This window comes from Bradyrhizobium sp. P5_C11_2, from assembly GCF_054049755.1.
This window is the reverse complement of sequence record NZ_JBFULT010000276.1, coordinates 1-9866: the sequence shown is the minus strand read 5'-3', so window position 1 is coordinate 9866 and position 9866 is coordinate 1. Positions and strand designations below refer to the sequence as shown.

Here is a 9866-nt window from a genome sequence, read left to right as displayed (position 1 = left end):
GTTCTTGTTGTTGTCGAGCGTGTTGTAGGTCAGCGTGTAGCCGAGCGCCGAGGTCAGGGTCTTGCCGTTCGAGAGCTCCTTGCGCACCGGCAGCGAGGCTTCGCCGTCGCTGTAGCAACCAAGGCCGTTGGTCGAGCTCAGATCCGGGACGCCGCCATTGGCATTGACGAAGGCCGGGCTCGGGTTGAAGGCCGACGATCCAATGTTGTTGTTACAGTTCGCCAGGTAGAACGGCAGCGTGATTTCCTGCTGGTAGACCGAGTAGCGCAGCTGGAGCGCCAGATCTTCACGCAAGGAGAAGCCGAGGCGCGGGCTGAAGCCCAGCGTCTTGGTGCCGTAGGAGATGTAGCTGTTGGACAGCTGCTGGCGCTGATAGAGGTCGAGGCCCAGCGCGACGCGGTAGTCGAGCAGATACGGCTCGACGAACGACAGCGAATAGCCGCGCGCATACTGGCCGTAGGTCACCGACGCCTTGGCGAACAGGCCGCGGCCCAGCAGGTTGCGCTCGGAGACCGAGACTTCGGCGAGCGCACCGTCCGTGGTGGAGTAGCCGCCCGAGATCGAGAAGTCGCCGGTCGACTTCTCTTCGAGATCGACGATCAGGATCACGCGGTCGCTGGAGGAGCCCGGCTCCGTCGTGATCTTCACGGTCTTGAAGTAGTCGAGGTTCTTCAGCCGGCGCTCGGCACGGTCGACCAGCGCGCGGTTGTAGGCGTCGCCCTCGGAGATGTCGAATTCGCGGCGGATGACGTAGTCGCGGGTGCGGCTGTTGCCGCGGATGTTGATGCGCTCGATATAGGTGCGCGGGCCCTCGTCGATATTGAAGACCACGTTGACGGTGTGCGCTTCGAAGTTGCGGTCACCGCCCGGGCGGACCACGGCGAAGGCAAAGCCGCGGCGCGAGGCCTCGATCTGCATCTCCTCGACCGACTTCTCGACCGATTCGACGTTGTAGAGCGAACCGACATTGACGCGCGAATAGGCGCGCATCGACGTGGGGTCGAAGTTCGGAATGCTGGAGCGGAAGTCGACGGCGCCGACGCGGTACTGCTGGCCCTCCTCGATCTTGAAGGTGACGAGGAAGCCCTTCTTCTCCGGATCGTATTCGGTGAGCGCGGCCACGACCTGGACGTCGGCGAAGCCGTTCTTGAGATAGAAGCGCCGGATCAGGTCGCGGTCGGCCTCGACCCGATCGGGATCGTAGATGTCGCTGCTGGCGAGGAAGCTCAGCAGATTCGATTCGTGCGTCTTGATGATGTCCCGGAGCCGGTAGGACGAGAACGCATTGTTGCCGATGAACTCGATCGACTTGACGCCGGTCTTGGAGCCCTCCTCGACTGTGAAGATGAGATCGACGCGGTTGTTCGGCTGCTCGATGATCTCGGGCGTCACACGGACGTCGTAGCGGCCGGAACGGCGATAGATTTCGGCGATTCGCAGCGTGTCGGACTGCACCATGGCGCGGGAGAAGGTGCCGCGCGCCTTGGACTGGACCTCGGCGGTGAGCTGCTCGTCCTTGATCTTCTTGTTGCCCTCGAAGGCAATGCGCCCGATCACCGGGTTTTCCACCACGGAGACGATGATCTGGCCGCCGGGGCCGCGATTGATCTTCACGTCCTGGAACAGGCCGGTCTCGATCAGCGCCTTCAGGCCGTCATCGATGGCGGCCTGGTCAAGGCGGCCGCCCGGACCCGGCTTGAAATAGGAGCGGATCGTCTCCACCTCGACACGGCGGTTTCCTTCGACGGAAATCCCCTGGACGCTCTGAGCAAGCGCAGACGAAGAAGACACAAAAACAGCCCCGACCGGGGCAACCACCGGCGCGCCGAACATGATCAGGGTGGCAAGCAAGCCGCCCCGGAGTCGCAGTCCAAACTTCATGCGCAACGCGCCCTTATCATTCCGCACCAGACCCAACCCCAAGGCCAGTCTGGAGATTCCCCAAGTTCAAGCCGCTTGTAGCTAATTTCCCCGACGCCGCAAACGGCCCAGCGCGCCGCAATTTCAATTTCAATCCAAGACGTTGCTGATCAGCAACGTCACAAAAAAGCCCCTATCAGGACGCCGCCATTCGGAGGATGTCGTTGTAGGTCGCGAACACCATCAGCATCAGCACCAAACCCAGCCCGATTCGGAACCCCATCTCCTGGGTCCGCTCGGACAGCGGCCGTCCCCGCGCCACCTCTGCCGCATAGAACATAAGGTGACCGCCATCCAGCAGCGGGATCGGGAACAGATTCAGCAGGCCGATCGAGACCGACAGCACGGCACACAGGTTGATGACGAACTGGAACCCGGCGCTGGCCGCCTGCCCCGACATCTTCGCGATTCCGAGAACGCCGCTGACCTCCCCGGGATTGCCATTTCCGACGAACAGCGAGCCGAGGAACTTGAAGGTGCTGGTGATGATGAACCAGACCTGCTCGACCCCGATCTTGAGCGCCTCGCCAACGCCGACCGGCGCGGTCGAGGCCTCACCGGCCTGGGACTTGTGCTCGACCCCGAGCACGCCGAGGCGATGGCTGTTGCCGAACGGGTCCTTGCGCTCCAGCAGCGCCGGCGTCGCGGTCAGCGAAACGATCGCGCCGTCGCGCTTCACCTGGAAGGCAAGCGCCGAACCGGCGTTCATCGCAACGATTCGCTGCATGTCGGCGAAGCTCTCGATCGGCTTGCCGTCGATCTGCACGACGATGTCTCCGACCTTGAAGCCGGCCGTGGCGGCGGCGCCATCGGCGACGACGCCGTCCACGCGCGCGATCGTGCTCGGCTTGCCGTAATACAGCGCCATGCCCGCGAAGATCAGCGCGCCGAGAATGAAATTGGCGATCGGTCCGGCTGCGACGATGGCCGCGCGCGGGCCGACCTTCTTGTGGTGGAAGCTGCCGGCGCGCTCCTCGGCCGTCATGGCCGCAAGCGTCTCGGGCGATGGCGTCGAGGCCTCGCTCTCGTCGCCGAAGAACTTGACGTAGCCGCCGAGCGGGATCGCCGAGATCTTCCAGCGGGTGCCATGGCGGTCGTTGAAACCGACCAGCTCAGGTCCGAACCCGAGCGAAAAGGTTAACACCCGAACGCCCGCCCAGCGCGCGACCAGAAAATGGCCGAGTTCGTGGAAGAACACGACGATGGTCAGGACGAACAGGAAGGGGACCGCGTAGCCGAGGAGCCCATGGCTCAACGTATTGAAAATATGGACAAAAAAGTCGATCATCGATATCCCTCATCCAGCGCCGCAAGGCCCTGGCCCCGAACCATCTAGGATGCCTTTAAGGCAATTTGAGGCAATAGGGCGGCAGCTCTATTTCGCGCAACATGGTCAACAGAGATTGCATCGTCGGCGGAGGTCAAAGGCGCCTGGTTCCCGGTGCGGATCCAGTCCTCCAGCGTCGCCTCCACCAGCCGCGCAATCGCGCCGAAGCGGATCTTGCCGGCGATGAAGGCGGCCACGGCGACCTCGTTGGCGGCGTTGTAGACGGTGGTCGCCCCCTTCCCCGTCCGCAGCGAATCGTAGGCGAGGCGAAGCCCGGGGAACCGCTCGAAATCCGGCGCCTCGAAGGTCAATTGGCCAATCTTGGCCAGGTCGAGCTTGGCCGCCGGCCCCTTGATGCGGTCGGGCCAGCCGAGGCAGTGCGCGATCGGCGTGCGCATGTCGGGCGCGCCGAGCTGGGCCACCACCGAGCGATCGGAAAACTCGACCATGCCGTGGATGATCGACTGCGGATGAACCAGCACGTCGATCTCGTCGGGCGAGAGCGCGAACAGATAGGACGCCTCGATCACCTCGAGCCCCTTGTTCATCATCGAGGCGGAATCGATCGTGATCTTCTGGCCCATGCTCCAGTTCGGATGCTTCAGCGCCTGGGCGAGCGTGGCCTGCTCGATGTCGGCGCTCTTCCAGGTCCGGAACGGCCCGCCCGAGGCGGTGATGATGACGCGGACCAGCTCGTCGCGATTGCCTGAGCTGAGCGCCTGGAACAGCGCGTTGTGCTCGGAATCGGCCGGCAGGATGCAGGCCCCCGCCTTCGCTGCGCGCTGCATGAAGAAGTCGCCGGCGCAGACCAGGCACTCCTTGTTGGCCAGCGCGACATGCGCGCCGCGATCGACCGCAGCCAATGCCGGCTTCAGTCCGGCAGCGCCGCTGACCGCGGCCATCACCCAGTCGGCCGGCCGCGCCGCGGCCTCGATCACCGCGCTTTCGCCGGCGCCGCATTCGGTGCTCGTTCCCGCAAGCGCGGCCTTGAGCTCGGCGAACTTGGAGGTGTCGGCGATGGCGACGAAGCGCGCGGAAAATTCCTTGGCGAGCTTGGCCAGCGCCTCGACATTGCTGTTCGCCGTCAACGCCTCGACGCGATAGCGCTCGGGAGAAGCGCGCAGCAGATCCATCGTGCTGTCGCCGATCGAGCCGGTGGCGCCGAGGACCGTGACGCTGCGGACGCTCGACGCCGCAGCCTTGTTGTTACGCAATGGGACCGCGCTCATATCCTCACCAAACCATAAGACCGCTTCCGGCGCTATGCACACCATGGCGGAGAAAGCCGATAATCCATGCCACCAGGATGGCAGCGACAAAACCGTCCAGGCGGTCCATAAGCCCGCCATGGCCGGGAATTAAGTGACTGGAATCCTTGACTCCGAAGCGCCGCTTGACCGCGGATTCGAACAGATCGCCGAACGCCGACACCACCGACAGGATGGCGCTGACGAGGAGCAGCGGAGCCGCCTTTCCGAGCCCGCAAGCGGCAAAGCCTGCCGCAACCGCAAGGCTCGCGGCAAAGCCGCCGAACGCCCCGGCCCAGGTCTTCTTCGGGCTGACGCGCGGCCACAGCTTGGGTCCGCCAATGCCGCGGCCCGCGAAATAACCGCCGATGTCGGTCGCCCACACCACGAGCAGCACGAACATCAACGCGGCGAAGCCGTTCACGGGATCCTGCCGCACCAGGATCGAGGCCAGCAGCGCCGCCGATGCATAGGCAAAGCCCGCAGCGGCCCAGAGAAACTTGCTCCTCGCAAGCAGCGCAACGATCGCGCCGCCGATCAGGCCGGTGATGACCGCGGCCTTGAGCGCGCCGAAGGCAACGCAGAATCCCATGATGGCGAGGACCGTCGTCCCGGAGGCGGTCAGCGCCACCGACCCCGCCCCCACCACCATGAGCCATTCCGCGAACAGTCCGATCGACACCAGCGTGACGAGAAACGCCCACAGCCAGCCGCCGGCATAAGCGAGTGCGATGGCGAGCGGCGCCAGCACGGCTGCCGCGGCCACCCGCATCACGAAATTGCTCGAGGCCGGCTGGGTGCCCGCCGGTGCTGCGTCGGGTTCGCTCACGAGGCGGTTTTCGCGACCAGGCCGCCGAAACGGCGCTCGCGTCTGGCAAATTCGGCGATCGCGCCTTCGAGTGCCGCCTTGTCGAAATCGGGCCAGTGGATCGGCACGAACACGAACTCGCTATAGGCGGCCTGCCACATCAGGAAATTGGACAGACGCTGCTCGCCCGAGGTGCGGATGATGAGGTCGGGATCGGGAATGTCGGGCGCGTCGAGATGGGCCCCCAACGTCTCGGCATCGATCGTGTCCGGATCGCGCTTGCCCTCCGCCACTTCGCGCGCGAGCTTCTGCGCCGCCTTCGCGATCTCCTGCCGCGAGCCGTAGTTGAAGGCGACGACGAGCGTGAGGCGCGTGTTGTCGCGCGTCAGTTCCTCGGCCTCGTTCAAGAGCGCGCAGATGTCGCCCTCGAGCCCGTCCCGCTCGCCGATGATGCGCACCTTGACGCCGTCGCGATGCAGGGTCGCGAGATCGTTGCGGATGAAGCGCCGAAGCAGGCCGAACAGATCGCCGATCTCGCTCGCCGGGCGCGACCAGTTTTCCGAGCTGAAGGAGAAGATGGTGAGGTAACGGATGCCGAGTTCGTGCGACGCGCGGACCACGCGGCGCAGGGCCTCCACGCCGCGGCGATGGCCTTCGGCCCGCGGCAGGCCGCGCGCGGCCGCCCAACGCCCGTTGCCATCCATGATGATGGCGACGTGCGCGGGCGCGTCGGACCGGTCGGGTCCTTCCGTGGCTGGCGCGGCGGCGTTGGACATGGAAGACGCTCTAGACGGTGAGGATTTCTTTTTCCTTGGCGGCCAGCAACTGGTCGATCTCGGCGATCGTGCTGTCGGTCGCCTTCTGCACGTCGCCGGCGAGACGCTCCTGGTCGTCCTCGGACATCTCGTGATTCTTTTCGAGCTTCTTGAGGACATCGAGGCCGTCGCGGCGGACATGGCGCGTGGCGACCTTGGCGGCTTCCGCATATTTGTGCGCGACCTTGACCAGTTCCTTGCGCCGCTCCTCGTTGAGCTCGGGAATGCGCAGCCGCAGCACCTGGCCTTCGGTCGCAGGCGACAGGCCGAGATTGGAATCGACGATCGCCTTCTCGACCGGCTTGACCATCGACTTGTCCCAGACCTGCACCGAAATCAGCCGCGGCTCCGGCACGCTGACGGTGGCGAGCTGATTGAGCGGCATATGGCTGCCATAGGCCTCGACCTGGACCGGGTCCAGCATCGATGCGGAGGCGCGCCCCGTGCGCAGGCCACCGAGCTCGTGCTTGAGGGACTGGACGGCGCCCTGCATGCGGCGCTTCACTTCGTTGATGTCGAAAGTACCCGTGGCCATCACGTTTCTCCTTCAAATCCCGGCCAAAATCCCAGCCAAAATCCCAGCGACGTCTCCGCGCCCGCTATGGCGCGACCGATGAGCCGTCAGCCCGCGACGATGGTTCCGTGGCCGCCGCCACGCAGAATTGCGCCGATCGAACCCGGCTCCGCGATCGAGAACACGATGATAGGCAGCGACGTCTCGCGGGCAAGCGCGAAGGCGGTCGCATCCATCACCTTGTAGCCCCCCTCGATGGCCTGTGAATGCGTCAGCCGGTCGAAGCGCTTGGCGGTCGGATCCTTCTTCGGGTCGGCCGAGTAGACGCCGTCGACATTGGTCGCCTTCAGGACCGCCTGGGCGCCGATCTCGGCGGCGCGCAGCACCGCGGTCGTGTCCGTGGTGAAGAACGGATTGCCGGTTCCGCCACCGAGCAGCACGATTCGGCCCTCGGCGAGATATTTGTGTGCCGCGGTGCGGGTAAACAATTCGGAAATCTCGGGCATGACGAAGGCCGACAGCGCGCGTGCCGGTGTGCCCTTGCGCTCGATCGCCGACTCCAGCGCGAGGCAGTTCATCACGGTGGCGAGCATGCCCATGGTATCGCCGGTCGGGCGCGACACGCCACGGGAGGAGACCTCGACGCCGCGCACGATATTGCCGCCGCCGATCACGACGGCAATCTCGGTGCCGAGATGACGGGCGGCGATCAGATCGTCCGCGACCCGGTCGATGGTCGGTTGATCGATGCCAAACCCCTGCTGTCCCGCGAGATATTCGCCGGACAGCTTGATCACGACGCGACGATAGACCGGATCAGACATGAGCACTTTCCTCGTCCGGGCGCCGCTTCCGGCGGCACGCCGGAAGGAACGTTCCGGCGCTTACTTCTTGCCGCTGGCGGCAGCGACTTCGGCCGCGAAGTCGCTTTCCTGCTTCTCGATTCCCTCACCGAGAGCATAGCGCACAAAGCCCGCAATTTTCACGGGGCCGCCGACCTTGCCCTCGGCCTCCTTCACCGCCTGCGCCACCGACTTGCCGGTGTCGTGGATGAAGGCCTGCTCGAGCAGGCAGACTTCCTTGTAATAGGTCTTCAGGCCGGACTCGACGATCTTCTCGATCACGTTCTCGGGCTTGCCCTGCTGGCGATATTTGTCGGCGAGCACGTCCTTCTCGCGCTTGACGGTCGCCGGATCGAGGCCGGACGGCTCGAGCGCGAGCGGGTTGGCGGCCGCGACATGCATCGCGATCTGACGGCCGAGCGCGGCGAGCTCGTCGGCCTTGCCGGGCGATTCCAGCGCCACGATCACGCCCATCTTGCCGGCGCCCTCGACGACCGCGCCATGGACGTAGCTCGACACCACGCCCTGGCCGACTTCAAGCAAAGCGGCGCGGCGCAGCGTCATGTTCTCGCCGATGGTGGCGATCGCGTCATTGATTGCGGCTTCGACCGTGACGTCGCCGACCTTGGCAGCCTTGATCTTCTCGACATCGGCGCCGACGTCGAACGCGACCTGGGCGATCATCTTGACCAGGCCCTGGAACTGGCCGTTGCGCGCCACGAAGTCGGTCTCGGAGTTGACCTCGACCACGACACCCTTGGTGCCCTTGGTGAGCGCGCCGATCAGGCCCTCGGCCGCGACGCGGCCCGACTTCTTGGCGGCCTTGGACAGGCCCTTCTTGCGCAGCCAGTCCTGCGCCGCTTCCATGTCGCCGCTGGTCTCGGTGAGCGCGGCCTTGCAGTCCATCATGCCCGCGCCGGTCGACTCGCGCAGGTCCTTGACCATCGCAGCTGTGATCGTTGCCATCGTTGAAAATCCTTTTTGCCTGCCGGTTTGCCGCGGCGTGGCATCGAGGCGCCCGCCGCGGTCCATCTCAGGAATTCGCGTCAACTGAAATGGTGGCCGGACGCCGTCCGGCCAACCCGTCTCGCTCTTTTGACTATTCCGCTTCCGCGGTCAGCGCCTTGGCCTTGGCGACCCATGCGTCCGCACGGCTCGGCAGACCGACTTCTTCGCCGATCTTGTGCGCGGTGTCGTGGTCGAGTTCGGCGAGCTGCCAGAAGTGGAAGATGCCGAGGTCGTTGAACTTCTTCTCGATCGCACCCGACACGCCCGGGAGCTTCTTGAGATCGTCGGCAGTGCCGCGCGGACCGGCAAGGCCCTGGAAGCCGCTGGTCGAGGGCGGCGGCAGATCTTCGACGACCGGACGAGCCGAGGCGCCGACATCGATGCCCGAATCGCCCTGGGCGCGCGAGATGCCGTCGATCGCCGCACGCGCGACCAGGTCGCAATAGAGCGAGATCGCACGGCCGGCGTCGTCATTGCCCGGCACCACATAGGTGATGCCCTTCGGATCCGAATTGGTGTCGACGATCGCCGCAACCGGGATGTTGAGCCGCTGGGCTTCCTGGATCGCGATGTCTTCCTTGTTGGTGTCGATCACGAAGATCAGGTCGGGCAGACCGCCCATGTCCTTGATGCCGCCGAGCGAGCGGTCGAGCTTGTCGCGCTCGCGCTGGAGCGTCAGGCGCTCCTTCTTCGTGTAGGAGTTGGCTTCGCCGCCAGCCAGAACCTCGTCGAGATGACGCAGGCGCTTGATCGAGGCGGAGATCGTCTTCCAGTTGGTCAGCGTGCCGCCGAGCCAGCGCGAATTGACGAAATACTGCGCGCAGCGCTTGGCCGCATCGGCCACGCCGTCCTGGGCCTGGCGCTTGGTGCCGACGAACAGGATGCGGCCGCCCTTGGCGACGGTGTCGCTGACCGCCTGCAAGGCCGTGTGCAGCAGCGGCACGGTCTGCGCGAGGTCGACGATGTGGATGTTGTTGCGGGCGCCGAAAATGAACGGTGCCATCTTCGGATTCCAGCGGTGGGACTGGTGACCAAAGTGCACGCCAGCTTCGAGCAGCTGACGCATAGTGAAATCGGGTAGCGCCATAGAACTAATTCTCCGGTTGGTTCCTCCGGAAACGTGTGAGCAAGACGGAGCGTTCTCGCCCCGGCTGCCACCGGACGGCCTTGTGAGCCATGTTTCCGTGTGAGATGGCGCGCTGTATAGCGCCATTTCAGCCAGAAGCAAGGAAATAAGGGCCTTTCGGGGGCATTTTCACTGCCCTGCCCCCGGCCCATTTTCCCGTGGTCCTACGCCCCCCGCCTAGCACTTCGGCTTGTCGGGCGGGCATTTCTTCGCCGCAGGCGCCGGCGCAGCCGGCCGTGGCGGCGGGGCGGCCGGACGC

The 9866-nt window shown here is 65.1% G+C and carries 9 protein-coding genes; all 9 read right to left on the bottom strand.

Annotated elements, in window-relative coordinates; translation table 11 throughout:
* Nucleotides 1-1881: outer membrane protein assembly factor BamA (gene bamA / locus ACXJL8_RS23700; RefSeq protein WP_456685678.1), on the bottom strand; the 1881-nt coding region annotated here is incomplete at its 3' end.
* A gap of 175 nt (nt 1882-2056) precedes the next feature.
* Entirely contained in the window at nt 2057-3208 is a 1152-nt protein-coding gene (gene rseP, locus ACXJL8_RS23695) for an RIP metalloprotease RseP (RefSeq protein ID WP_456624228.1), read from the bottom strand.
* Between the two features lie 44 nt (nt 3209-3252).
* Nucleotides 3253-4476 (bottom strand): 1-deoxy-D-xylulose-5-phosphate reductoisomerase, encoded by a 1224-nt coding sequence (gene dxr / locus ACXJL8_RS23690; protein WP_456624229.1) that lies wholly within the window; start codon nt 4474-4476, stop codon nt 3253-3255.
* Between the two features lie 4 nt (nt 4477-4480).
* Nucleotides 4481-5323: a phosphatidate cytidylyltransferase gene (locus tag ACXJL8_RS23685; RefSeq protein WP_456685677.1), complete on the bottom strand. Its 843-nt coding sequence runs from the start codon at nt 5321-5323 to the stop codon at nt 4481-4483.
* The gene (locus ACXJL8_RS23680; RefSeq protein WP_456624231.1) at nt 5320-6078 is read right to left on the bottom strand and encodes an isoprenyl transferase; all 759 of its coding nucleotides are present in this window, start codon (nt 6076-6078) and stop codon (nt 5320-5322) included. Before ACXJL8_RS23680 ends, ACXJL8_RS23685 begins: the two co-directional genes overlap by 4 nt.
* 10 nt (nt 6079-6088) lie before the next feature.
* Nucleotides 6089-6652 (bottom strand): ribosome recycling factor, encoded by a 564-nt coding sequence (gene frr / locus ACXJL8_RS23675; protein ID WP_456624232.1) that lies wholly within the window; start codon nt 6650-6652, stop codon nt 6089-6091.
* A gap of 86 nt (nt 6653-6738) precedes the next feature.
* Nucleotides 6739-7455, bottom strand: coding sequence for a UMP kinase (pyrH, locus tag ACXJL8_RS23670; RefSeq protein ID WP_456624233.1), 717 nt, complete (start codon nt 7453-7455; stop codon nt 6739-6741).
* Between the two features lie 60 nt (nt 7456-7515).
* On the bottom strand, nt 7516-8439 hold the full coding sequence (gene tsf, locus ACXJL8_RS23665) for a translation elongation factor Ts (RefSeq protein ID WP_456624234.1): 924 nt from the start codon (nt 8437-8439) through the stop codon (nt 7516-7518).
* Nucleotides 8440-8572: 133 nt separating this feature from the next.
* The gene (locus tag ACXJL8_RS23660; protein WP_456624235.1) at nt 8573-9568 is read right to left on the bottom strand and encodes a 30S ribosomal protein S2; all 996 of its coding nucleotides are present in this window, start codon (nt 9566-9568) and stop codon (nt 8573-8575) included.
* Between the last annotated feature and the right edge of the window lie 298 nt (nt 9569-9866).

What these genes read in the sequence shown, in the direction of transcription:
- frr (WP_456624232.1), bottom strand. Translation starts at nt 6,652, where the DNA reads ATGGCCACGGGTACTTTCGACATCAACGAAGTGAAGCGCCGCATGCAG.
- ACXJL8_RS23680 (WP_456624231.1), bottom strand. Translation starts at nt 6,078, where the DNA reads ATGTCCAACGCCGCCGCGCCAGCCACGGAAGGACCCGACCGGTCCGAC.
- rseP (WP_456624228.1), bottom strand. Translation starts at nt 3,208, where the DNA reads ATGATCGACTTTTTTGTCCATATTTTCAATACGTTGAGCCATGGGCTC.
- tsf (WP_456624234.1), bottom strand. Translation starts at nt 8,439, where the DNA reads ATGGCAACGATCACAGCTGCGATGGTCAAGGACCTGCGCGAGTCGACC.
- dxr (WP_456624229.1), bottom strand. Translation starts at nt 4,476, where the DNA reads ATGAGCGCGGTCCCATTGCGTAACAACAAGGCTGCGGCGTCGAGCGTC.
- pyrH (WP_456624233.1), bottom strand. Translation starts at nt 7,455, where the DNA reads ATGTCTGATCCGGTCTATCGTCGCGTCGTGATCAAGCTGTCCGGCGAA.
- ACXJL8_RS23660 (WP_456624235.1), bottom strand. Translation starts at nt 9,568, where the DNA reads ATGGCGCTACCCGATTTCACTATGCGTCAGCTGCTCGAAGCTGGCGTG.